The sequence below is a fragment of the Mogibacterium kristiansenii genome (genome assembly GCF_029224645.1).
Taxonomy (GTDB): domain Bacteria; phylum Bacillota; class Clostridia; order Peptostreptococcales; family Anaerovoracaceae; genus Mogibacterium_A; species Mogibacterium_A kristiansenii.
The window spans coordinates 34,302-57,164 of the sequence record NZ_JAQXUZ010000027.1 but is presented as its reverse complement, the minus strand read 5'-3'; the positions used below and the strand labels follow the sequence as shown (position 1 = coordinate 57,164).

Here is a 22,863-nt window from a genome sequence, read left to right as displayed (position 1 = left end):
ACGAATCGTCAAAAGGAGCTGCGCAGTAGACACACTGCAGCAGCTCCTTTTTCAAATCCAAATTTTAATCTCCCACAATTACCGGTGTGCCGATGTCAACCTTTTGGAACAGTTCTCCGGCGGCGTAGACCGGCATATTGACGCAGCCGTGAGAGCCGCCGTACTGATAGATATTTCCGCCGAAGGCACCTCGCCACTGGGCGCTGTGGATTCCGAAGGATCCGCCGATAAAGGCCATCCAGTATTGAACGGTGACATCGTAACCCTGCCCCTTGAGGCGGGTGCCGGTGCTCATGGAATTGATATAGTAACTTCCCCGAGGCGTATCGTGAACTCCTTGGGTGCCGGTAACCACCGGCGAGGACATATTGATTTTACCGTCAACGAAATAGGTCAGCTGTTGTTTCGGGATGCTGACGTAGATGTAGGTGCCCATGGCGCCGTATTCCGCTTTTTGAACGTGGAAAGTGGCCTTGGCCTGGGAAACGTTGCCGTAGGGGTCGGTGGCGGTGGCGTGTACGATGTAGTTCCGAACCTTGTGAACGTTGATTTGCTCATGGGAGAGCTTCAGCTTCACCTTGCCGGAATTGTCGGTGGCCTTGAACATTCCTTTTAGCAAATCCTGAAGTTCGTAGTCCGTCAGCTCCGTATCTTTGAAAATATAGACATCTTTCGCCTTCTTGAATTTCGGCTTTTCCATATCCTTGATGGTCACCTGGTATTTCCGGTAGACCTGATCCTCGTAGTAGATGGTGAGGGGATAGGTGCCGGGACGGTCGTATTTGTGCCCGGAAACCTTATTTCCATGATAGACGACGGAAGAGTTCTTCTTTACATATTTCTGTTCTTCTTTGGACAAGGTATCCATGTTCACGTATTCGGATATGTCCGTAGATACCGCGGTGCCGTAGTTGACATAAATTTCCGAGTGGGCGTATTTCTGATTCAGCTCCAGCAGCGGACCGCAGCCGGTGAGGGCGAAAACCGCCATCAGGCAGAGCAGCAGCGGAATCACCTGCCGACGTATTTTGCTTGGCATAAAATATCCTCCATTAATGTGCATATGCCTTGAGATTATACTATAGAAATCATTTTGCCGCAAATAACAATACCGCAGATTGTACGAAAAAAAGTGTTTGTAGAAAACAACAAAAAAATTGAAAAAATTGTTGACAAGATCATGAAAAAAGTTATAATAAGATAAGTCAACTGAATAGACCTGATTCGATAGAGGTTGCGGAAATCAAGAGTACGGAGTTACGGACGCAGAGGATGCGGTAACTCGGGAAAGGGAAATCCGCCGAAGGCTGAAGCATCCTACAGCGGAGGCCTGGGACATCGCAGAATATGCGATGGACTGTCACACATGTGGAGCGCTATCAATGGTATATATTTGTACAGAGAGAGTTTTTTTGAGTACTTAGCCATGGATACGTTTCAGACGTTATTCAGGGCTTTTTTATTTACACTTTACGAGAAGTCTGCAACAGAAGGGTATTGCAGAGAAAAGAACAATGGGAGGATTAAAATGACACATTCAATTCGAACAAGGCTGAATTACATCTTCGGCCTAGCGATTCTGATAATCGCTTCTATGCCGGCACTTTGTTTCGCAGCAGAGGAAACGGCAAAGAAGCCGGCACTGTACGCAACCGGATTTTCGGTTCTGCCACCGCTGATTGCCATCGTGCTGGCGCTGATTACAAAGGAAGTATACAGTTCCCTGTTCATCGGCGTTTTCGCAGGTGCAGTGCTGTATGCCGGTGCCAACTTCAGCGGCATCATGAACCACCTGCTGCAGGACGGCATCATCGCATCCCTGTCCAGTGCCGGTAACGTCGGAATTCTGATTTTCCTGGTAATCCTGGGCATGTTCGTTGCCATGATGAACCTGAGCGGCGGATCCGCCGCCTTCGGAGAATGGGCTTCCACCAAGGTAAAGAGCAGAAAGCATGCGCAGTTCACCACCATCCTGCTGGGAATTCTGATTTTCGTGGATGACTATTTCAACTGCCTGACCGTAGGAAGCGTTATGAAGCCGCTGTCCGACAAGTTCAATATTTCCAGAGCAAAGCTGGCATATCTGATCGACGCAACGGCAGCTCCGGTCTGCATCATCGCTCCAATCTCTTCCTGGGCGGCTGCAGTATCCGGCTTCGTTCAGGGTCAGAACGGACTGACCATCTTTATCCGCGCGATTCCGTACAACTTCTATGCGCTGTTCACCATCGTGATGATGTTCGCCATCGTTGCAATGAACTTTGATTACAGCAAGATGGCAATCTATGAAAAGAACGCCATTGAGAACGGCGACCTGCTCACCGTTCACGAGAACCTGTCCTCTCAGGACGAAGAGATTTCTCAGAATCATAACGGTCACGTCGCAGACCTGATTGTTCCGGTAATCGTGCTGATTATCTGCTGCCTGATGGGAATGATCTACACCGGTGGATTCTTCAGCGGAACATCCTTTGTAGACGCTTTTGCCGGCTGTGATGCCGCTGCCAGCCTGTCGCTGGGCAGCTTGGTTGCACTGATTATTACCATTGTATACTACTGTGCGCGCCGCGTCCTGACATTCCGTGAATGCATGGGCTGCGTTCCGGAAGGATTCAAGCAGATGGTATCCCCAATCCTGGTTCTGACACTGGCATGGTCCTTGAAGTGCATGACCGACAGCTTGGGCCTGGCTCCGTTCGTTGCAGGAATGGTTGAAAAGATGCCGGCTAGCTGGATGGCACTGATTCCGGCCGTTCTCTTCGTCATCTCCTGTGCACTGGGCTTTGCATCCGGTACATCTTGGGGAACTTTCGGAATCCTGATTCCGATTGCGCTGGCAATTACCGCATCCCGTCCGGATATGATGATTCCGGTAATCTCCGCTTGCATGGCCGGCGGCGTGTGCGGCGACCACTGCTCGCCGATTTCCGACACCACCATCATGGCTTCAGCCGGTGCCGGATGCAACCACATCAGCCACGTGGAGACACAGCTGCCATATGCGCTTACCGTATTGGTTATCTCCACCATTTCCTACGTCGTTGTGGGATTCACCAAGTCCGCAATTCCGGGACTGATTGTCGGTGTGGTTCTGCTCTTCCTCTTCCTGAACATGATGAAGAAGAGACAGGCACGCATGAACATGGTGGCCAACGCAGAAGCGTAGGAACATCGCATTGCGAGATATCGAGGTAACCTAAAAAAACATTTTGCAAGCCGGGGCTTCCGAGGAAGCTCCGGTTTTTCGCTGGGCGAAATGGGTGGACTTATCTCCTCAAACAGAATATACTTTACGTGTAATATTCCGGTGCACGGATGAAGAGGGGAGGAAAACGATGAATTCATGGGAACAGAGTTATACCACTAATGAAATTCTGGAGATGATTCGAAATCACGACGGAAAAGAAACGTTGAATCTTCGGAAATGCGAAATCCAAAATGCGGATATTTCCGGCTGGGACATTCCGGAGAACATTGACTTCGAGTGGAGTGTTTTTACCAATGTAAACATGACCGGAACCACCTTTCGAAAATGCAATCTGAATCACGTATGGTTCAAGGAGTGCAGTACGGAGAGCATTCGGTTTCTGTACTGTGACGTGCAGGAGGCGAATTTCCGGTGGATGAATTTCCGGGGAGCGGATTTCTCCGGTTCCAATTTCCACCATACTTTGTTTGAATATGCCAATACCGAGGATATAACGGATAACGAGGACACGAAATTTTTCCGGATGGTATGTCCGGCAACCGGGCCGTTCATCGCCTGGAAGTGCTGCACGGAGCTTCGGGTGGTGCAGCTTCTGGTGCCGGCGGATGCCAAGCGGGTGTCGGCCACGGCGGAAACCTGCCGGTGCAATAAGGCGAAGGTGCTGTCCATCAAGAGCATTGATGAGACAAAATCCTATGATTGGGCCCAGTCCACGGTGGATCCGGATTTCTACTACGAAGTGGGGAAGTGGGTGGAGCCGGCCAACGGGTTTGAAGAGAACCGTTGGCGGGATTCCTCTCAGGGAATTCACTTCTTTATGGAACGGCAGCAGGCCGTGGATTATCAATCGAAATAGGAAAGGATTATTGTTTTTTATGAATTTTAACGATTACAGCGATGATATCGTATTTGGTTTTAACACCCGTACCGGCGGTGTCAGCACCGGGGTGTACGATTCCATGAATCTGAGCCTCACCCTTCCGGACGATCCGGAAGATGTCATGAAGAATTACGAAATATGGTGCCGAGACCTGGGAGTCCGTATGCAGGATCTGGTCATCGGTCTCCAGACCCATACCAACAACGTGGTTCGGGTGGATGAGCGCAACAAGGGGCAGGGGCTTTTCCGAACCCGAATGAAGGATGTGGACGGAATGGTGACCAATGTGCCCTGTGTGGCGCTGGTAACTTATCATGCGGACTGCACGCCCGTGTACCTGTACGATCCGGTGAAAAAAGCCATCGGTATGGTGCACGCCGGATGGCGAGGCACGGTAAAGGAAATTGCCGGAGCAGCGGTTCGAAAACTTCAGACGGAGTTCGGAACGGAACCGGCAGACCTGGTGGCCATGATCGGTCCGTGCATTTCCAAAGAATACTTTGAATGCGACCGGGATGTGGTGGATGCGGTACGGGCCATGAATATTCCGGCAGAGGAAATGATTTCCTACGACACGGTCAAAAATAAATATCACGTCTCCATCGCCGGGGTGAACCGGCTGGTGCTGGAAGCGGCCGGCGTTCCCGGGGATCATATCGACATGCAGGACCGGTGTACCTACGGAAATCCAAGCTTGTTTTTCTCCCATCGCCGGGATGGATTGAAGAGAGGCGGTCACTGCGCATTGCTGATGCTTCGGTAGATTTTGCGCCAACCCCATAAAGGCAGAGAATTCGGTTGAAAAAAAGCGCTGAATAGGTTATTCTAATATGAGTGTTGAAAATTGAAGTAAAGGGAGTGTTATTATGAAAATTACATGGATTGGACATTCGTGTTTCAAAATTGAAGAGGGTGGATATTCCATCATTATCGATCCGTATCAGGACGATTGCATCCCGGGACTGGCTCCGGTTCGAGAGAAGGCCAACGAGGTTCTGAAGAGTCATGAGCATGACGACCACAATGCTGTAGACAATGTGGAAATCGTAAAGACCGTGGCTTCTCCGTTTAAGATTACCACCATCGATACGTTCCACGATGAAAAGAACGGAACCGAGCGCGGTAAGAACAAAATTCATATCATCGAGACAAAGAATCAGCGGGTGGCACACCTGGGCGACCTGGGCTGTGAACTGACAGATGAGCAGATGGGACAGTTGTATCAGGTAGATGCACTGCTGATTCCGGTAGGCGGCGTCTACACATTGGATGCGGCACAGGCGGCACAACTCACCGTGGATTTGGATGCCAGACATACCATTCCGATGCACTACAAGAGCGTAGAAAGTGAATTCGATCTGCCGGAGCTGGGCACCGTATACGATTACACCCTGCGTCTTTCAGGTGTGTGGGTGAATTCCCTGAACACCCTGGACCTGGACGAAAAATATCCGGCAAAGGTAGTGGTTCTCCAGCCGCAGAACATGACCAAGAAGTTCATGAGCATCGGCGAGATGGAGAAAATGAGCAATACAAAGAATGCGAAGTAGTCCCATTCGAATGCGGCAAAAACAAATTTAATGAAGCCAAAGGTGACCGGTGGGAACACAAAAAGTTCTCCGCCGCGTCACCTTTTTTATTTGGAAATGACAATACATTTTCGGAGAGATGTGGTATAATTCAATTAACCCAATTAAAGGAGGTCACAACTATGAAGGTTATGATTACAGCGAAGAATTATAAGCCGAGTGAGCGTCTGCAGGACAACATCGAGAAGAAATTTTCGAAATTAGAGAAGTTCTTCGATGAAGATGTTACCGCGAATGTGATTGTTTCGAAGTTCAAGGACAAGACGAAGTTGGAAGCAACGATCAATACCAAGCAGACACTGTTTCGTGCCGAAGAGATTTCGGACAACGTGTATGAGGCAATGGATCTCATCATCGACCGACTGTCCAGCCAGATGAAGAAATTCAAAGGCAAGCTGGAATCCCGGTACAAGGAGAACAAGGCGCTGAAGTTCGAGTTCATTCCGGACGATGAAGAGGAAGAAGATAATCTCACTGTTGTGAAGAGAAAACAGTTCGAGCTGCAGCCGATGAATTATGAAGAAGCCATTCTTCAGATGGAGATGCTGGGACACAATTTCTTCGTATACTTCGATATGGATACGGAATCCACCAACGTGGTATACAAACGGAAGGGCGATGCATACGGTTTAATTGAAACATACAGATAGAAGGCAATCCGATCCCTATCCGGACGTGACCGGACAACTGAATATTGATTTTATGGGGCTGTCATCGAGGCAGCCCTGTTTTTATGAAGTAAAAATAGGTAATTCCCCGGCCTTGCGCCCATTTTCTTGACACCGCAAAAACCCTACGGTAATATATTGACATGAGTAGAAGAACTCCGAGGAGACAGGGCGCATCGGTGTCGAGACGAACATCTCAGCACGGAAATGCCGGCCGGACCCGGGCGGGTTCCAGGGCATCCCGGAATGCGTCTCGGAAGAACGGCGGCGGCCGAAGACATGCAACGAAACAAAGGGCATATACCACCTCCGAGAGTCGGATACTGGACTTCCTGGCCACCATACCGGCCATGATTGTGATTCTTATTACCCTCCGGGAGATTTTTCTGGCGGTAACGAATTCCGCAATGGGGAAGGAACAGTACACGAAATTCCCGGAGCTTTTTCAATTTGGCAATTTTATTATCATTATTGTAGGAATTCTCTATGTCGTGCTGTCCAACATGGTTCCGGTGAAAAAGAAGCCTCTCCTGCAGCGGAATCCGGAGTTTCTGTTTTTCGGTATCTTTATGATCTGCATGGCGCTTTCCACCTTGGTGAACGGCATCGATGGGAAGGCCATCCACGGAATCCCGTATCGGAATCAGGGCATCTTCCATTTTGCCTTTTACATATTGATTTATTACTTCGTTTCTTCCAAAGTCAAGCTGCAGCAGCTTCGGAAGTTTGTGCTGCTGTCCTTTCTTTTTACCGCGGATGTGCTGGGCGTTACCGCAATTGGGCATCAATTCTTCCTGAACATTTCGGCTTATTCCGGGAAAAAAGGCCTGAGTGCGATCTTCTTTAACAGCAATCACTACGGATATTTTCTGGCCATGGCTTTGATGGTGGCGGTAACTGCTTTTATCGTGGGCGATAAAGTGTGGGTGCGGGAATTCGGCTTCCTGTCCGGGATGCTGAACTTAATCGTGTTGTTCATGAACAACACCTTCGGAGCGATTCTGGCTTCTTTCATCAGCTTGCTGGTGGTGCTGTTACTGTCGCTGATCAAGCTGCCGAAGAGCAAGTGGCGGGCGGTATCGGTGGCGTCTCTGATCATCGCCATTCCGCTGGCGGGGGGCGTGCTGCTGAACGCCCAGTTCGACAATTTCGTGGTGTTGCTGCAAGATATTGGAAAAATCATGTCCGGAAGTTCCGATGCGGCATCGGCCGGAACCAATCGGTGGGGTCAGTGGGTCAAAGCCGTGCAGTACATTCAAGAGCATCCGCTTCTGGGATATGGCTGCGAGGGGATGGCAGACCGGATGATGAACGATGTCGGCATTTCCAATCCCCACAACGAGCTGCTGACCTATGCGCTGTTCTTCGGCGTCCCGGCGGCGGTGTGCTATACCGTGGCGGTGCTGATGATTTTCTTGAGGCACCTTGTGAGCGGTGCCTGGAAAGATCCCTATGCACTGATGGCGTTTTCCGCCGCATTGGCGTATTTTATCTCTTCATTTTTCGGAGTGGCCATGTTCTATACCACACCGTTTTTCTTTATCATGCTGGGGTACAGCTCCGGGAAGGGGAAACGGTGAGGAGTTAACGAAAGTCGAGTGAATTTATGAAAAAAGCGAACTTATTCTTTCTGATTACAATGATTGTTATCGCTTGTGTTTTATCGGGATGCGCCGAAAATGATAATGCAGAAATAGTGTAGGAATCTTCTAAGTTGCAAGAAATAAACCTGACTTTGTACAATGGAAAAAGTGTAAATGTGACGGAATCAGAGAAAATAGAAGATATAGTGAAGGTAATCAACGGTGCAACACCTACAAAAGAAGAATCTGTACAGGATGTACCGGATGCAGAGCAGTATGGAAAAATTATCCTTGTATCGAAAGAGGATGAAAGAACCCTGTATTACTATGAAAGAGAGGGTAAATACTATATTGAAGAACCGTATGTAGGAATCTATCAATGCGATCAAGATCTTAATTTGTATTTTAAATCCATCGCGGACCTCTAGTTCGGGCACCCGGTGCCTTTGCCGGCTCCCATGTTGGCGTCGACCTCTCCGCAAAGCCTTTATCCTCCGTCGGGACACGCCAACATGCTCAGGATTTTTCCGACCTGTCGGCGTCATTGTTGGCGTCGACCTCTCCGCAAAGCCTTTATCCTCCGTCGAGGCACGCCAACATGCTCGGGATTTTTCCGGCCTGTTGGCGCCCATGTTGGCGTTGACATCCCCGCAAAGCCTTTATCCTCCGTCGGGACACGCCAACATGCTCAGGATTTTTCCGACCTGTCGGCGTCATTGTTGGCGTCGACCTCCCTGCAAAGCCTTTATCCTCCGTCGAGGCACGCCAACATGCTCGGGGTTTTCCCAGTTTGCCGGCGCCCAAGAATGAAAAAACCTGCATCCGGAAAGCTTTGTTAAGCTGCTGCTGACCGGTGCAGGTTTTTGCTTTGTTAAATCCCAAAGAGCAGAAGGAAAATCATAATCGGACTTACTTCCGGATGATGACCCGTGTGCCGTTCGGAACCATCTTGTACAGCTTGCTGACCTTGGAGCGCGGCATATTCACGCATCCGTGGGAGCCGTTGTATTTGTAGATGGAACCGCCGAATTGGGAACGCCAGGAGGCATCGTGCATTCCGTAGGATTGTCCGATGAAAGGCATCCAGTAGCTTACGTGACTTACGTATCCCGGACCGGTGAGATTTACGTTCCGAGCTTTGTGATGCAGTTTGAATCGACCGGTAGGCGTTCCGCATCCTCGTCCGCCGGTGACCACATTGCTCTTTAGTTTTACCTTACCCTTGACGTAGTACTTCAGCGTCTGATCGCTGATGTCGATCAGAATATATTTTTTGTAATTGTACGGACTGTAGCTTGCCCGGCGGTATTGCTTCTTGGTGATGGCACCGGTCTTCTTGTTGGGACGGATGGTGACATCGTGGTATTTAAACGCCTTGGTTTTCGCCTTGGCGGCGGAATCGAAATAGTAGTAATACTTTCCGGACTTCACCATCTTCTTGGTGGTGAGCTTTCCGCCTTTATTGCAATAATAGGTGTTGCTCTTCCAGCGGAAACGACCTTTCGCCGTGCGGAGGACGCCTTTGGAATCGGAGTAGTAGTAATACTTTCCCCATTTGTACACGCCCCGCATGATGACACCGTTTCCGGCTGCCCGGTAGGTTTTCTTGCCGAGCTTGAACGTCTTTCCTGCGAGAATCTGTCCGCCGTTCTGAACGTAGTAGAGTCTGCCGCTGCAGGAAACGAAGCCTCTTGCCGTGCGAATCACTCCTTTTCCATCGGCGTAATAATACGCCGTGCCGATTTTCAGAATTCCTCTTTGCAGGATACCGTCGTTATTGAAATAATACTTTTTTCCCTTGATGGTATTCATTCCGGTGACAAAATGATTCTCCGTATCGTAATAGCGGGTCTCATTGTTGTCCGAAACCCAGCCCAAGTTCTTTGGGGATTCCGGGGTGGTCGGGTTTTCCGGAGATGCAGAATTTTCCGGTTTCTGTTCTTGCTTTTGTTCCGGATTCTGCTCCGAAACCGCTGAATCCGACTCTTTCGAAGCCGGCGGTTCGCCGGATTCTTGCTGCACCGCGGAATCGGTACCGGTCGCAGCGGTGTCTGCTGCGAAGATGCTGTTCATGCTCAGCGCCAGGGTTAGGACGAGCAGCAGCGCGAAAAATGAAATAAACCGATTCTTACCAAAATGTTTCATCAGTCTGAATTCCTTCCTTTGATTTTCTGATAATTATTCCCATTCAGTGTAGCCCTTTTCGTAACAGAAAGCTATAACCGAATGGTTCAATTTTGGGGACTGCATTGGAAACTACAATGCCCAATAATTTAGATCCACTCGTCCGCTGATTCCCGGAACTTTCCCGGAGCTGGTGTACTGCCAGCATCGGTATGAGCCCTTGTAGGTGACGGTGTCGTTGTACTGCGCCACCCATACCCGATAGCCGGACAGTTTCTTCATGTCCAGGTTGTTGTTGAGCCAGCTGGTGCTGGCATAAATCATCGGGGTATAGCCCTTGGATTTCACATAGTCGCAAAAAGCTTTTACCGCCGCGGTTCGCTTGGTCCGGTTCAGCTTTGAGGAGGATGCTCGTCCGCCCGGGTAATTCTCGGTATCGATAACCAGCGGCAAATTGAGTTTGCAGCCGGATTCCTTCACCTGCTTGACGGCGAAGGCGGCTTCCGCCTGAGCTTCTTTTACCGTGCGTGCCTGCGAGAAGTAGTAGGCTCCTACGTCCACTCCGGCGGCGGTGGCCCGCTGTATGTTTCCCTTGTGTTTTTTATCTCCATTGAATGTGCTGTCCGGATGGCATTTTCCATCCTTCGTTCCGGAGTAGCCGCACCGCAGAAAGGCGAAACTGATGCCGCCGGATTTCACCTTTGCCCAGTCGATATCCTTCCCTTGATAATAGGAAACGTCGATGCCTCTCATATATTTCCGATTCGAAGAGATAATGGATCCGGATGCGTTCGCAGTGTAGGTGTATTTTCCCACCTTAAAGGTGCCGGTGAGGGCAGCGGCCTTCGGCCCGGCGTAGTAAATGTTGCTTCCGCTAAAATAAAAACGGTTGGTATACAGGGTGCCGCTCTTTCGGCTGTAGTAGGACTTTCCCTTCCAGGTAATCCGGCCGGCCTTTTTCCGCAGTTTTCCGCTGGAAGTGGAGTAGTAATAGTACTTTCCCCATTTGTGCACGCCCACCTTGATGCGCCCGTCGGAACCGGCCCGGTAGGTGTACTTTCCGATTCGGAAGGCTTTGCTCTTCTGAATCTTCCCGCCTTTTCGAATGTAGTAACGGTTCTTCTTCCAAGTGATAAAGCCCTTGGACTTCCGAAGCCGCCCCTTGCTGCTGGAGTAATAATAGCTTTTTCCCCATTTGTATACGCCGACTTTTATTTGACCTTTTTTGTTCGCCCGATAGGTGTATTTACCCACCTTGAACGTCTTTCCGGTCTGAATTCGGCCGCCTTTTCGAACGTAATACTTATTTCCGTTCCAGGTGACAAATCCGGCTTTCTTGCGAATCTTTCCCTTGCTGTCCCGGTAAAAATAATATTTTCCTTTGCGAAGGACCCCGGCTTTGCTCTTGGGTTTGGACGGTTTCTCGGACGGCGGTTGGATCGCGTTCGATTCTTTTACCGTAAAACGCATCCGGACGCTGTCTTCATATAGGATTTCCCAGCTGCCGATTTCATCGGTGTTCAGAAGATAGAGACCTTCCGAATCCGGCTGAAGGAGGATTTCCTTAGAAGTATCCGCAGAACGCTGCCGGAGAACCGGTGCAGTGCCGGAGTCTTCCTGCGAAGAGGTGCCGGATTCAGTGGATTCGGCAGCTGAAAAACGCAGGTATATTTTCTTATTCTGCTCAAAAGTGACCGATTGACTCGAATCGCAGCTTTGCCAGCTTTCCGCATTGGACGAATCCGCAGTGTATTGCAGGACATCCGTTTTCCCGAAACAGGGAAGGGGAGCGAGCATCATTACAAGTGCAATGACTGCGGATAAAATAATTCGATTGTATTTCATGAAAAAAATCCTTTCATTTGATGATTGATGACGGAATAAAATCTGCATTGTTATTCCTTAATTATAATATAGGAGCTTCCGGAAGGGAAGAATATAAGGAAAACAAAAAGAGATGAGGGAAAATCTCATCTCTTTCTTCGGGAATGTGATACGGTATGTGTAGGTGGTACCGAAATCAAATTCTCATGTGTATAGGTGTGTAAATTTATGATGGCGATTTAATAATACCAGTAGTCCATATCTACGCGGGTGCTGATTCCGTTTACTTTGCCGGAACTGGTGTACTGCCAGCATTTATAGGAGCCGCCGTAAGTGACCTTCTTGTAATACTGAGCAACCCATACATAGTAGTCAGACAGCTTGCTCATATTGAGCTGATTGTTGAGCCAACTGGTGCTGGCATAGATCATCGGCGTATATCCCTTGGCTTTTACCTGCTTGCAGAACGCCTGAACCGCTTCGGTTCTCTTGGTCTTGGAAAGTCTGCTGCTGGATGCCCGTGCACCGGACAGGTTCTCGGTGTCGATGACAACCGGATAGGTGACATTTACACCGGATTTCTTAATCTGCTTGATGCAGAAATCGGCTTCTTCCTTGCCTTCCTTCGCATTGATCGCTTCCGTAAAGAAGTAGACGCCCACATCGATTCCGGCTGCTTTCGCGCCCTTGATGTTTCTCATAAAAGTACTGTCGGTGTACAGCTTGCCGTTGGTGCTTCCGCGGTAACCGCAGCGAATGATGGCAAACTTCACGCCGGAGGCTTTCACCTTCTTCCAGTTGATTTCGTACTGGAAATAGGATACATCGATTCCGATGGCTTTGCCGGTATTCAGCTCGATAATCCGGCCAGTAGATGTGGTCTTGTAGTTCTTTCCATCCACTTTGAAGGAGCCGGTCTGAATGGCACCGGTGGAGGAGGCGTAGTACCGGTCTCCGCTTACGGTGATGAACTGATCCTGATAGATTTTTCCACCGGATGCGGCATAGTAACGCTTTCCGTTGTAATTAATCCAACCCTTGGTGGTCTTCACCCGGCAGTTGGAATCACCGTAATAGTACTTGGATCCGTATTTGAAGATTCCTTTTCCCAGGCGGCCGGTGGCATACGCCTTATAGGTGTAGCCGGAAACCTTGAAGGTGTGACCCCATTCAATCTTTCCTTCGGAGTTCACATAGTAGCGGTTTCCGTTGTAATTGACAAATCCCGGGGTGGTTTTTACCACGCCGTTGCTGTCCGCGTAGAAGCGGGAAACGGTTCCGTATTTGAAGACGCCGGTTCCCAGTCTTCCGGTTGCGTAAGCCTTATATCTCTTTCCTTTTAACTTCAAGGTGTGGCCGGTATAGATGGTGCCGCCTTTGGTGACGTAGTAGCGATTGCCGTCGTATTTCACGAATCCCGCGGTGGTCTTCACCTTGCCGGAAGAGGCATCGGAGTAGTAGTAATTATCTTCATGAGAAAAATGTCCTTTAACAAGGCGACCTTTCTCATCAAAAAAATACTTGCTTCCCTTGATGGTGGCAAAGCGGTTCTTGTAGTATTTGCCGCTCTTGTAGTAGTAGTACGTATAGGAACCGGACTTCTTCCAGCCGGTCTTGCTCTTCTTGGTTGCTCCCTGAGCCGGAACCATGGCCAGCGCAAAAATAAGAAGCACCGCCAGAATTGCGATTCCGATATTGATTTTCTTCGTGTGTTTCTGAATCATAACGCTTTCGTCATTGCCCTTTCTTAAATACCTGTAAGGATAATATCATTGTTGGGAATAAAATGCAATAATATTATTTGTAAACTGGCGGAAATATTTTATCGGTTAACTTGTGACAGGGGCGGTTATGTGCTAAAATCGCACTATATTGAGGTGATACCAATGAGATATATCAGATATTGTATAAATCTTATGACTGCCGGCGTTTTTATTCTGTTGAACCGGATTATCGGCATCTTCTGTCCGGTGCGAAAGAACAAAGCGGTATTTATTTCCGACGTTCGCGCAGAGAACGGCGGAAATTTAAAGTGCGTATATGACGCCATGGGCGAAGACTACGAGAGAGCCACGTATTTCAAAGCAGATCGGCGGAATTGGAGTTCCTTCGGAAAGTTCTGCAAATTAGTCTATGACATGACCACGGCAGAAGTTGTTTTTCTGGAGGATTATTTCCGTTACACATCGTATTACAAGGTGCGAGAAGGTCAGAAAATCTGCCAGCTGTGGCACGGTGCCGGCGCCTTCAAGAAATTCGGATACAGCCGGGCGGAAGGAAATGAGAATATTCGCATCCATAAAGGATACCGGAAGTATACCCACGTGATTACCAGCAGTGAAGCCATTAATTCTTGCTACGCAGAGGCATTCGGCGTAACTCCGGATAAAGTGCGGGCCACCGGTGTTCCCCGGACGGATATTTTTTTCGATGAGGAATATCTGAAGGAAACGAAGACACGGCTGTACGAGACGTATCCGCAGCTGCGGGGAAAGAAACTGATTCTCTTTGCACCGACGTATCGAGGTCTTCGGGCGGATGATGCAAGCTATGATTTCAACCGGATTCCGCTGGATGAAATCTACGAAGCGCTTCACGAGGAATATGTGTGGGCCTTTAAATGGCATCCGGCACTGTACAACAATCTTGCAAACGGCAAAGTCCGGATGCCGGATTTCGCAAAGTATCCGGATTTCTTTCTGGACCTTTCGGAAGAACGGGAAATTAACGATATCCTGACGGTTACGGATGTGATGATTACGGATTATTCTTCCGTTATTTTCGATTACTATTTGACCGGCGGCAGGGTGGTGTATTATCCGTATGATTTCGACACCTACTATAACGGCCGGAGTTTCTATTTTGATTACGAGGAATACCTCTTTGGCCCGGTGGCAAAAACACCGCAAGAACTCATTTCGGCAATTCAGGCGCCGGCGGAGGACGAGTCGGAGATTCGCCGGAAGTTCGGGGAGAAATACATGTCCGCATGCGACGGCCGCGCCACGGAACGGGTTATCCAATGGGTATTTGAGAAGAACGGGAGTGAAGAATGCAGATAATGCTGAAAATTGCCATTGCCATCTGTAACGGCATCTACGGAATTCACAAGCTGTTCCCGGTTCGGAATCGCATCGCCATGGTGAGCCGGCAGAGCAGCACCTTGACACTGGATATGCGCCTCCTGAAGGAAGAACTGGAACGTCAGAATCCGGAGGTAGAAATTCTAACCTTGAACCGGATGATTCCACCGGGATTGGCGGGTAAAATTAAATATCTTTGGTACATGGTAACCCGGGAGATGCACGTCTTCGCTACATCCAGAGTCGTGCTTCTGGAAGGGTATTGCATCAATGCCAGCATTCTCCATCATCGGAAGGAGCTTTCCATTATCCAGCTGTGGCACGCACTGGGTGTGCTGAAACAGTTCGGGTACTATGCGGTAGGAACGGAAGAAGGACACAGCGAGGCCTTGGCAAAGGCGATGCACATGCACGAAAATTACGAATATGCTATCTGCAGCAGTGAATTCTGTCGGCCCTACTATGCGAAGGCCTTTCGTATGCCGGAATCTCGGGTAAAAGTATGCCCGCTGCCGCGGACAGATTTGCTGACGGACCGGGAATACCGCCGCCGAAAGCGGGAAGAAATTATTCGGAGGTATCCGGAATTGGGCAAACGCCCCAATGTCCTCTATGCTCCCACATTTCGAAATGGAGAGGATATCACAGAACATTTAGATTCTTTATTCGAAGCGTTCAATTATGAAGAGTATAATCTGATAGTAAAACTCCATCCGGTGGACCGAACCGGCATCCATCGAGATGAGATTTTTGAATGTCCGGAATTTACGGCGATGGAGCTGTTCAGCCTAACGGATGCGTTGATTACGGACTATTCATCCATTATCTATGAAGCGGCGACAGCAGAAATTCCAATCTATCTATACACGTTCGATTTGGATCGGTATCTGGAGCGGAGAGGTTTTATCATCGATTTCATGAAGGATATTCCGCTGGAGAAATATCGGAAGCCGACCGAGTTGCTGGAACGGGTGTATGAAGATGAGAAAAGAAGAAGGGCGGAGAGTGCAGAACTGCACCTGGATACGAGCCAATCGTTCATTCAGAAATACGTACAGCCGGGGACCGGAAATACCCGTCGGTTGGCGGAATGGGTGCTTCAGGAACTGGCGAAGTCCAGTAAATCTTGAACATTATACAAATATGAGATATAATTACATGATTTAACTCTGATACATGAGGGAGGAAGAAAAATGGTATACGGCGTTGTTCTGGCAGGTGGCATCGGAAGTCGAATGGGAAATGTGGATCGTCCGAAGCAGTATCTGCACATTGGGAAAAAACCGATTATTGTTCATACAGTAGAGAAATTTATCATCAATGACAATTTTGAGAAGGTAATCGTTCTGTGCCCGGCACAGTGGATTACTTATACGAAGGATTTGTTCCGGAAACACCTTCCGGAGAACAGCAATGTGGTTGTGATTGAAGGCGGAAAAGATCGAAACGGCACCATCATGAATGCCATTCGCTACATTGAAGAAACCGACGGATTGAATGAGGAGACCTCTTTGGTAACGCACGATGCGGTTCGTCCTTTCGTGACGCATCGAATCCTGGAAGAGAATCTGGAATCCGTTCGAAAGGGAATCGCTTGCGATACGGTAATTCCGGCAACGGATACCATCGTGGAAAGCGTCGATGGAGAGACCATCGCCAGCATTCCGAACCGGGCGAACTACTATCAGGGACAGACCCCGCAGAGTTTCCGGGCGAAGAGATTCAAGGATTTGTATGAAACCTTGAGCGAGGATGAACGGAAGATTCTGACCGATGCGGCGAAGGTGTTTGTTGTAAAGGGTGATAAGGTGGCATTGATTAAGGGAGAGACCTTTAATATCAAAGTAACCTATCCGTATGATCTTCAGTTGGCAGAAACGCTGCTGGGAGGAGAGAAGTAATGCTGAATACAGTATATCGGTTGGTAGAGCCGCGACGAATTGAGTCGGAATTCTCCAATATTGATGTAAATGGTGATTCGGTGCTGGTGCGTCCGACCCATTTATCTATTTGTAACGCAGACCAGCGCTATTTCCAAGGGACCAGACCGCCGGAAGTGCTGAAGAAGAAATTGCCGATGGCGCTGATTCATGAAGCAATCGGTGAAGTAATCTACGATCCGAAAGGGGATTTTGAATCGGGCCAGAAGGTGGTAATGGTACCGAATACTCCGATGGAGGAGGATGACATCGTTGCGGAGAATTATTTGCGCAGCAGCAAATTCCGTGCCAGCGGATTTGACGGTTTTATGCAGGATATCGTAGCCATGAGACGGGACCGAGTTGTGGCCGTGCCGGACGGAATCGACGATTACGTTGCTGCTTTTACCGAATTGGTATCCGTAAGCTATCATGCCATCGATCGCTTTGACCGGAAAGCACATGGAAGAAGAAATGTGTTGGGCGTATGGGGCGATGGAAATCTTGCTTTTATCACATCATTGCTTTTGAAGAAGAGATTCCCGGAGAGCAAGGTGTACATCTTCGGAAAGCATGAATACAAGATGGATGACTTCGTCTTTGCGGACGAGACGTACTTCATCGATTCCATTCCGGAAGATTTGAGAATCGATCACGGGTTTGAATGCGTAGGTAAAGCCGGTTCCGGTACATCCATCAATCAGATTATCGATTACATCAATCCGGAGGGATGCATTGCGGCACTGGGCGTTTCCGAAGACCCGGTACCGATTAATACTCGAATGATTTTGGAGAAGGGATTGACACTCTACGGAAGCAGCCGAAGCAGTGCGGATGATTTCCGCCATTTGCTGCAGTTCTACAAAGAGCATCCGGAAGTGGTGGATTATCTGTCCAGCATTATCGGAGAAATCGTAGAGGTCCGCACTATCAAGGATATGACCCATGCGTTTGATGCGGATATCCAGAAACACGGCGGAAAGACCGTTATGGTGTGGAAGAAATAGCGAGCGAAACGAATTGATTTGAGTGGGGGAATAAAATGAGTATCAGGCAGATTTGCAAGAATCTCCGAACCAAGGGTTTTAAGGAAACCTATCGAATTCATCGGGTACACAAATGCGAAGAGGGTTTGTATGGGTATGCGACGAACCGGCCGTATGGAAACTTGCCGCTGGAGAAGCGGCATAAAGCGCTGGAAAAAACCGTCAAGTGGGAAAAGACCTTGGAAGAGCTGGATCCGAAGAAGTATAAAAAGTTCAAGAAGTGGCTGAAGCCGCATTATTTGAAGGAAGTGATTCCTCAAAGATATGCGGAACTGGTTCGGCAGTGCGATGTGAAAGACAAAGTCGTCTTTATGGAGAAATATGGGCCAACGACGCCGTCCAATAAGTATATCGCCAAGGTTCTTCAGGAGGAAGGCAAGTACGAGGTTGTGAAAATCGGGCTGGACAAAAATCACAATTCTGATTTTGGAATCTTTGAGAATGTGGTTCACCTGGTGGAGGAGATGGCGGATGCGAAAGCAGTCTGTATCTCCAGTGCAAACCAGTACCTCAGTCATGTGGAAATCCGTCCGGAAACAAAATTTATCCAGCTGTGGCACGGTTGCGGTTGTTTCAAAAAGGTGGGATATTCCACGATAGACAGTAATAATTTTGGGCGAAGTGAAAAGAATCTTCAAGAGTATGAGCAATATCATAACTACAGTTATGTGTGTCTGCCGGCAGAGGATCAGAAGTGGGTATTCGAAGATGCCATGCGCATTCCGCGAGACAGCGGAAAGCTGGTGCCGGTGGGGGTTTCCCGTACGGATCAGTTCTACGATCCGGAATACAGCAAGGCAGCTAGAGAAAAGCTGGAAGAGAAGTTCCCTCAGATTGCCGGAAAGAAGATTATTTTCTACGCACCGACGTATCGAGGCAGAATTTCTCAGGCGTACACTCCGAATCAGTTGGATGTCGCAGCCATGGGTGCGGCCTTGAGCGATGAATACGTCCTTTTGATTAAGTATCACAGCTTTGGATGCAAGACGAGGCCGGCACTTCCGGAAGAATACGCCAATTCCTTTGCATTCGATATGAATGCGAACGGTATCTTGGATATCGAATCGTTGCTGGCAATATCGGATATTCTGATTACGGATTATTCCAGCGTGGGTTTTGAATTCGCAATCCTGGAACGGCCGATTGTGTTCTTTGCGTATGACAAGGATCAGTATTTAGACGAACGGGGAATGTATTACGATTATGAAGAAATTACGCCGGGACCGATATGCACGGAAACGGAAGAAATTATTTCATATATCGATTCATTAAAGGATGGATTTGACGATACTGAAATCAAGAAGTTTAAAGAGCAGTATGTGAAAATGTGTGATGGACATGCCACCGAAAGAACGATTGCGTTGTTTGATGAATAGACGAGGAGGAAACCGATGAAGAGAGTGATTACATATGGAACCTTTGATTTGCTCCACTACGGTCATATCAATCTCCTGCGTCGTGCAAAACAACTGGGGGATTATCTGATAGTCGTGGTTTCCAGTGATGAGTTCAATTGGAATGAAAAGCACAAGAAGTGTTACTTCACTTATGAGCAGCGAAAGGCTCTGGTGGAGGCGGTGCGCTATGTGGATTTGGTCATTCCGGAGACCAGCTGGGATCAGAAACGTTCGGATATGCATGAATATCATATCGACACGTTTGTCATGGGAGATGACTGGATTGGAAAGTTTGATTTTCTGGAAGATGAAGGCGTTGAAGTGGTATATCTGCCCCGCACACCGGAAATCAGTTCCTCCCAGATTAAAGAAGATTTGAATATGCAGAATAAGTAGAAAAAGAATCTCAGGACGACATCCTGAGATTCTTGCTTTTCTTGAAGAAAGTCGCAAACTGGTATATAATAAAGAGCTAAGTGTATAAAAATCGGTGATAGGGAAATCGATTTTAGATATAGAACCATAATGTACGAAAGGAAGTTTTATATGTCACCAAAAGTATCCATTATTGTTCCTGTATATAATGCGGAAAAAACATTGCCGCGGATACTGGATGCAATTAAAGCACAGACTTTTGAAGATTATGAAGTCATTTTGATGAATGACGGCTCCGTGGACGGAAGCGAACAAGTTATGAGAGCGTATTCCGAGGAAGATGAACGTTTTCGGGTATACTCTCAGGAGAATAAAGGTGTCAGCGCCGCAAGAAATGCCGGTTTGGATTACGCTCAGGGCGAGTATATTCTCTTTTACGATGCGGATGATTTCGTGCCGGAGGATGCCGTTCAAAAGATGTATCATAGAGCCCGGGAAAAGATGGCGGATCTGGTAGTGGGCAAGACGGTGATACATTACATGTCGGAGGAAACACTATCAAAGCCGTCGGTTACCCTTTCCGAACTGGAAGATATTCCGAAATATAAGACTACGATGGTGTGGAACTTCACTCTCTGCAACAAGATGTTCCGCAAAGCGGTAATTGACGAACAACACATTCGTTTTAACGGAACTTCTCACGGAGAGGATGGTGTATTCCTGTACGAATTCATCCGGAATTGCGAAACCATGGTGGGTTGCGAACGAGAAGTTTACAATTATTACAAGAAGGGCTTTATGGAGGAATCCTCTTTAAGCCAGAGCGTGTCCACTGCATCTTTCCGGGATATTTGCAAAAATTTTGAAACAATTTGCCGTACTTTAGATGCCATGGCGGAGGAAGAGCTGGCGAAATTTGATAAGACACAGCAGTCCGGTCCGGCTTGGGACGAGGAGCGTTGGCGCTGGAGAAGATTGAAAGCTACTGTATGGAAACGGTTTGCCGGTATTTCTATTCTGAATGAATATTATCGGATGATTTGGCGCAGCGATGAGGATTTGTATCCTCTGCTGAAGGAATGGCTGAAGAAATGTGAAGAAAACATGTTGCCCAGTCAGTGGCAGGGAATTCTGGAGGATCATGCGGATTTGCAGCTGGAATCGGGACTTCTGTCAAAGGAAGAACTGGCAGAAAATCCACTGATTTCGGTAATCATTTCAGACAAGCTTCCGTCAAAATATGTAAATAAAGTACTGAGTGCGTATTATCATCAGATTTTCCCATCTTTCGAAGTGCTTGTGGACGAGTCCATGGCAGATGCTGTAGCGGAAGAATACAAAGGCATGATGAATCTGCATTTCTTAGAACATCGGGATACCGCTCACTGGAAAAAGGAGGCTCTGCAGCAGGCAAAAGCAACGCACTGCATTTTCGTGGAGGAACCGATTTATCCGGTGGCACGGACTATTCGTCAGATGTTCGAAGCGATGGAAAAGGGGACGTTCATCACTGCACCGCTTCTGCAGTATTCCAACGGGGAATACAAACCGCTGAAAACGCAGTCCACGGCGTTCATTAACGAATTTATGATGGTTTATTATCGGTCGCCGTACAACCAGCTGGATTCTACCTGGGGAAATAAGATTTTCAATGTGAAGAATCTGCTGGCCAAAAAGCGCCTCTTCGAAAAGAAATCCGAAACGGATATGAACCGTTTGTACAACAATTCCAAGTATACGAAATTTACGGATAATTCTTTCGTAACGGATTTGACGGATCAGGATATTCTGAAACGGGTGGAAAAACTCTCCGTTAAACTGGGATATCCGCGAAAGCTAAGACAAGAAGCGAAGCGGCTGGCTCGAATTGAAAAGGAATCCACCCGCATTGTCCCGCTGTCGCTGAGGCTGAAAAAGTGGAGAAATAAAAAGCTTCGTCAGGGATACAAGTTCCTGACTTTAAAGGTGATATTCCCGTTGTACTATAAGTGGCATGCCCGGAAGCCGATTGAAAAGAACAAGGTTCTTTTTGTGGTAAACCGGAAGCCGACGCTGCCGAATTCCATGACGTACGTACACAGTTTGCTGGAGAAATCCGGGAAGTTTGATATTCACAATAAATTCCTGCTGAACCTGTCTCTGCGGTATCGCCAGAAGTTTAAGGTGGATTTGGAATTCATCAAGGATTTGGCAACGGCAAACTATGTATTCTTAGATGAAGCGACGGTGACCACCTGTGGAATTCACAAGAGACCGGAAACAAAAATCGTCCAGCTTTGGCACGGATGCGGTGCCTTCAAGAAGTTCGGCTTCAGTACGGCGGACAAGATTTTCGGTGGAAATGCAAAGGAGCAGTCCCGGTATCCGATGTATCGAAATTTCGACTTGGTATGTGTCAGCAGCCCGGAAGTGGTATGGGCTTACGAAGAAGCCATGCAGCTGGAAGGGAAAGGAAATGTTAAGCCGGTGGGTGTCAGCCGAACGGATGTATTTTTCCGGGATGATTATATTGAAGCAGCGAAGAAACGGGTCATCGAACAGATTCCGGCAGCGGCGGAGAAAAAGATTATTTTGTATGCTCCGACATTCCGCGGTCATGTAGCAAAAGCCTATGGCCCGGATCAGTTTAACTATGATAAGCTCTACGAAGCTTTGGGAGATGAATATATTATCTTAATTAAGCATCATCCACTGGTGAAGAAACTTCCGGATATTCCGCTGGAATACCGTGATTCGTTTGCATACGATGTATCTCGTACGATGGAGATTGAAGATTTGATTTGCGCTTCTGATATCTGCATTTCGGATTATTCGTCGTTAATCTTCGAGTACTCTTTGTTTGAGAAACCAATCATTCTCTTTGCGTATGACTTGGATGTGTACTTTGATTGGCGCGGGTTCTACTATGATTACTTCGAAATGGCTCCGGGACCGGTTTTAATCAGTACCGAAGAGATTATCGATTACATTACTCATATTGATACGAAATTCGATCGGGAGAAGATGCACGCATTCCGCGAGAAGTTCATGCGTTCTTGCGACGGGCACTCTACGGAACGAATTTTGAACGAAGTGGGCTTAAAGCTGTAAAAAAGTCTGGGCATGATGAGCACCATCGTGCCCTTTTTACTACCGAAAGCTATACGGTTTTGGATTAGAAAAGATGT

18 protein-coding genes and 1 riboswitch are annotated in these 22,863 nt (G+C 48.1%); of the genes, 14 read left to right on the top strand and 4 right to left on the bottom strand.

All coding sequences use genetic code 11. From position 1 onward, the window contains the following. Nucleotides 1-64: 64 nt before the first annotated feature. On the bottom strand, nt 65-1,039 hold the full coding sequence (locus tag PUE40_RS08165; RefSeq protein WP_277672477.1) for a L,D-transpeptidase: 975 nt from the start codon (nt 1,037-1,039) through the stop codon (nt 65-67). A 181-nt stretch (nt 1,040-1,220) separates the two neighbouring features. Beyond that, nucleotides 1,221-1,387, top strand: a riboswitch (Lysine riboswitch). A 141-nt stretch (nt 1,388-1,528) separates the two neighbouring features. Between PUE40_RS08165 and PUE40_RS08160 the strand changes: the two genes are divergently transcribed. From PUE40_RS08160 to PUE40_RS08130, 7 genes are all read left to right on the top strand, one after another. Then, nucleotides 1,529-3,166 carry a Na+/H+ antiporter NhaC family protein gene (locus PUE40_RS08160; protein ID WP_277672476.1) on the top strand — a complete coding sequence of 546 codons (1,638 nt, stop codon included), beginning with the start codon at nt 1,529-1,531 and terminating at the stop codon, nt 3,164-3,166. Between the two features lie 169 nt (nt 3,167-3,335). Continuing rightward, entirely contained in the window at nt 3,336-4,064 is a 729-nt protein-coding gene (locus tag PUE40_RS08155; RefSeq protein WP_154554007.1) for a pentapeptide repeat-containing protein, read from the top strand. Between the two features lie 19 nt (nt 4,065-4,083). Continuing rightward, on the top strand, nt 4,084-4,851 hold the full coding sequence (pgeF, locus tag PUE40_RS08150; protein ID WP_277672475.1) for a peptidoglycan editing factor PgeF: 768 nt from the start codon (nt 4,084-4,086) through the stop codon (nt 4,849-4,851). Between the two features lie 103 nt (nt 4,852-4,954). After that, a complete protein-coding gene (locus PUE40_RS08145) occupies nt 4,955-5,638 on the top strand; it encodes an MBL fold metallo-hydrolase (RefSeq protein ID WP_277672474.1) in 684 nt (227 codons plus the stop codon). Nucleotides 5,639-5,799: 161 nt separating this feature from the next. After that, nucleotides 5,800-6,327, top strand: a complete 528-nt coding sequence (gene hpf, locus PUE40_RS08140) for a ribosome hibernation-promoting factor, HPF/YfiA family (protein ID WP_277672473.1) — start codon at nt 5,800-5,802, stop codon at nt 6,325-6,327. A 197-nt stretch (nt 6,328-6,524) separates the two neighbouring features. After that, nucleotides 6,525-7,925 (top strand): O-antigen ligase family protein, encoded by a 1,401-nt coding sequence (locus PUE40_RS08135; protein WP_277672472.1) that lies wholly within the window; start codon nt 6,525-6,527, stop codon nt 7,923-7,925. Nucleotides 7,926-8,059: 134 nt separating this feature from the next. Next, a complete protein-coding gene (locus PUE40_RS08130; protein WP_277672471.1) occupies nt 8,060-8,356 on the top strand; it encodes a DUF5301 domain-containing protein in 297 nt (98 codons plus the stop codon). Between the two features lie 481 nt (nt 8,357-8,837). On the opposite strand, the gene PUE40_RS08125 is transcribed toward PUE40_RS08130, so the two are convergent. The 3 genes from PUE40_RS08125 to PUE40_RS08115 all read right to left on the bottom strand — a co-directional run bounded on the left by PUE40_RS08125 (nt 8,838) and on the right by PUE40_RS08115 (nt 13,600). Then, nucleotides 8,838-10,073 carry a L,D-transpeptidase family protein gene (locus tag PUE40_RS08125; protein ID WP_277672470.1) on the bottom strand — a complete coding sequence of 412 codons (1,236 nt, stop codon included), beginning with the start codon at nt 10,071-10,073 and terminating at the stop codon, nt 8,838-8,840. Nucleotides 10,074-10,184: 111 nt separating this feature from the next. Next, on the bottom strand, nt 10,185-11,897 hold the full coding sequence (locus PUE40_RS08120; protein ID WP_277672469.1) for a GH25 family lysozyme: 1,713 nt from the start codon (nt 11,895-11,897) through the stop codon (nt 10,185-10,187). Between the two features lie 218 nt (nt 11,898-12,115). Continuing rightward, on the bottom strand, nt 12,116-13,600 hold the full coding sequence (locus PUE40_RS08115) for a GH25 family lysozyme (protein ID WP_277672468.1): 1,485 nt from the start codon (nt 13,598-13,600) through the stop codon (nt 12,116-12,118). A 162-nt stretch (nt 13,601-13,762) separates the two neighbouring features. Between PUE40_RS08115 and PUE40_RS08110 the strand changes: the two genes are divergently transcribed. The 7 genes from PUE40_RS08110 (at nt 13,763) to PUE40_RS08080 (ending at nt 22,786) form a co-directional block, all read left to right on the top strand. Further along, nucleotides 13,763-14,938, top strand: coding sequence for a CDP-glycerol glycerophosphotransferase family protein (locus tag PUE40_RS08110; protein ID WP_277672467.1), 1,176 nt, complete (start codon nt 13,763-13,765; stop codon nt 14,936-14,938). Continuing rightward, nucleotides 14,929-16,089 (top strand): CDP-glycerol glycerophosphotransferase family protein, encoded by a 1,161-nt coding sequence (locus PUE40_RS08105; RefSeq protein WP_277672466.1) that lies wholly within the window; start codon nt 14,929-14,931, stop codon nt 16,087-16,089. The genes PUE40_RS08110 and PUE40_RS08105 overlap by 10 nt, the downstream gene beginning before the upstream one ends. A gap of 63 nt (nt 16,090-16,152) precedes the next feature. Then, nucleotides 16,153-16,860, top strand: coding sequence for an IspD/TarI family cytidylyltransferase (locus PUE40_RS08100; RefSeq protein WP_277672465.1), 708 nt, complete (start codon nt 16,153-16,155; stop codon nt 16,858-16,860). After that, on the top strand, nt 16,860-17,885 hold the full coding sequence (locus tag PUE40_RS08095; protein ID WP_277672464.1) for a ribitol-5-phosphate dehydrogenase: 1,026 nt from the start codon (nt 16,860-16,862) through the stop codon (nt 17,883-17,885). Before PUE40_RS08100 ends, PUE40_RS08095 begins: the two co-directional genes overlap by 1 nt. Before the next feature lie 35 nt (nt 17,886-17,920). Next, nucleotides 17,921-19,300, top strand: coding sequence for a CDP-glycerol glycerophosphotransferase family protein (locus PUE40_RS08090; protein ID WP_277672463.1), 1,380 nt, complete (start codon nt 17,921-17,923; stop codon nt 19,298-19,300). A gap of 15 nt (nt 19,301-19,315) precedes the next feature. Further along, a complete protein-coding gene (tagD, locus tag PUE40_RS08085) occupies nt 19,316-19,717 on the top strand; it encodes a glycerol-3-phosphate cytidylyltransferase (RefSeq protein ID WP_277672462.1) in 402 nt (133 codons plus the stop codon). Between the two features lie 150 nt (nt 19,718-19,867). Further along, nucleotides 19,868-22,786: a bifunctional glycosyltransferase/CDP-glycerol:glycerophosphate glycerophosphotransferase gene (locus tag PUE40_RS08080; RefSeq protein ID WP_277672461.1), complete on the top strand. Its 2,919-nt coding sequence runs from the start codon at nt 19,868-19,870 to the stop codon at nt 22,784-22,786. Nucleotides 22,787-22,863 lie beyond the last annotated feature (77 nt).

Bases quoted from the DNA above. Each gene is read 5' to 3' on its own strand.
- hpf (WP_277672473.1), top strand. From the start codon at position 5,800: ATGAAGGTTATGATTACAGCGAAGAATTATAAGCCGAGTGAGCGTCTG.
- PUE40_RS08125 (WP_277672470.1), bottom strand. From the start codon at position 10,073: ATGAAACATTTTGGTAAGAATCGGTTTATTTCATTTTTCGCGCTGCTG.
- PUE40_RS08090 (WP_277672463.1), top strand. From the start codon at position 17,921: ATGAGTATCAGGCAGATTTGCAAGAATCTCCGAACCAAGGGTTTTAAG.
- PUE40_RS08080 (WP_277672461.1), top strand. From the start codon at position 19,868: ATGTCACCAAAAGTATCCATTATTGTTCCTGTATATAATGCGGAAAAA.
- PUE40_RS08155 (WP_154554007.1), top strand. From the start codon at position 3,336: ATGAATTCATGGGAACAGAGTTATACCACTAATGAAATTCTGGAGATG.
- PUE40_RS08115 (WP_277672468.1), bottom strand. From the start codon at position 13,600: ATGATTCAGAAACACACGAAGAAAATCAATATCGGAATCGCAATTCTG.
- PUE40_RS08100 (WP_277672465.1), top strand. From the start codon at position 16,153: ATGGTATACGGCGTTGTTCTGGCAGGTGGCATCGGAAGTCGAATGGGA.
- PUE40_RS08160 (WP_277672476.1), top strand. From the start codon at position 1,529: ATGACACATTCAATTCGAACAAGGCTGAATTACATCTTCGGCCTAGCG.
- PUE40_RS08095 (WP_277672464.1), top strand. From the start codon at position 16,860: ATGCTGAATACAGTATATCGGTTGGTAGAGCCGCGACGAATTGAGTCG.
- PUE40_RS08165 (WP_277672477.1), bottom strand. From the start codon at position 1,039: ATGCCAAGCAAAATACGTCGGCAGGTGATTCCGCTGCTGCTCTGCCTG.
- PUE40_RS08105 (WP_277672466.1), top strand. From the start codon at position 14,929: ATGCAGATAATGCTGAAAATTGCCATTGCCATCTGTAACGGCATCTAC.
- PUE40_RS08120 (WP_277672469.1), bottom strand. From the start codon at position 11,897: ATGAAATACAATCGAATTATTTTATCCGCAGTCATTGCACTTGTAATG.
- pgeF (WP_277672475.1), top strand. From the start codon at position 4,084: ATGAATTTTAACGATTACAGCGATGATATCGTATTTGGTTTTAACACC.
- tagD (WP_277672462.1), top strand. From the start codon at position 19,316: ATGAAGAGAGTGATTACATATGGAACCTTTGATTTGCTCCACTACGGT.
- PUE40_RS08110 (WP_277672467.1), top strand. From the start codon at position 13,763: ATGAGATATATCAGATATTGTATAAATCTTATGACTGCCGGCGTTTTT.
- PUE40_RS08145 (WP_277672474.1), top strand. From the start codon at position 4,955: ATGAAAATTACATGGATTGGACATTCGTGTTTCAAAATTGAAGAGGGT.